Origin of the sequence: Aquisalinus luteolus (assembly GCF_009712425.2) — a bacterium.
Classification (GTDB): domain Bacteria; phylum Pseudomonadota; class Alphaproteobacteria; order Caulobacterales; family Parvularculaceae; genus Aquisalinus; species Aquisalinus luteolus.
Genome location: NZ_VCJR02000008.1, coordinates 1 through 1,082 on the forward strand (window position 1 = coordinate 1; position 1,082 = coordinate 1,082).

2 protein-coding genes are annotated in these 1,082 nt (G+C 58.9%); both read left to right on the plus strand.

The features are described 5' to 3' along the window. The coding region (locus FF098_RS17460; protein WP_155142990.1) for an efflux RND transporter periplasmic adaptor subunit at positions 1-852 on the plus strand (852 nt) is incomplete at its 5' end. A 12-nt stretch (positions 853-864) separates the two neighbouring features. Then, positions 865-1,082: efflux RND transporter permease subunit (locus tag FF098_RS17465; RefSeq protein ID WP_166426621.1), on the plus strand; the 218-nt coding region annotated here is incomplete at its 3' end.

The window sequence follows — 1,082 nt, forward strand, 5'->3', positions numbered from 1 at the left end:
GTCATCTCAAGCCGAGAACTGGCTGATCTCAAGGCAGAATATCTTGCCAGCGTCTCGGCGGAGGATCTTGCCCGCACCGATCTCGCGCGCGAAGAAAAACTCTACGCCGATCAGATCACAGCGGAAGCGGACCTGCTGAATGCGCGAGCGGCTTCTCGAAAAGCCAGCGCCGCCAGGGAGTCCTCCGAGACGAAACTCCATGCCCTTGGCATCGGTCATGATGTGATTGATAGGCTGGCTTCCGCCCCGGACGGCTCGCTCTCGCAATTCACGCTCGGCGCCCCGATACCGGGGCAGATCATCCGACGCGACCTGACCCACGGCCAGTCCGTCGATGCCGCGAGCGCCGAGCCGCTCATCGTGATTGTCGATACCAGCACAGTCTGGGCCGATATCACGGTCTACAAGGAGGATTTATCACGGCTTGTCGTCGGCAATGAAGCCATCCTTCGCAGCGACGACGGGGCGATGCTGGCAACAGGTGGCATCAGCTTCATCTCGCCCGTGGTGGAAGAAACGTCCCGCACGGCGACTGCCCGTCTCGTGCTGGACAACCCGGATGGCACTCTGCGACCCGGTCAGTTCGTCACGGCTCATATCGCTGCTGGCGAGACAATCGAGGCCCTTCTTGTACCTGAAAATGCCATTCAGCTCGTTGAAGGCCGGACATCTGTCTTCGTTCCGGCGGAGGATGGCTTTCGTCCACAGCCCGTTCAAACGGGACGGAAGGTCGGACAGAAGATAGAAATCCTGTCAGGACTGGACCTGAACGACTCATACGTCAGCACTGGTGCATTCACTCTGAAAGCGGAGCTTGAAAAAGACGCTTTCGGCGACGGCCACAATCATTAGGGAGGCAGAACAATGAAAGACTTCATGCACCGTATTGCTGGTGGCAAGCTTCTCGCTGTTGCTGCCGCTATGATCATGACTATCGGCGGATTGATGGCCTTCCGCGCCTTGCCCGTCGATGCCTTCCCGGATGTGACACCCTCGCTCGTCCAGGTCTTCACGGAGACCGAAGGCCTCGCGCCCGAAGAGGTCGAGCGCTATGTCACCTATCCGATAGAAACATCCATGTC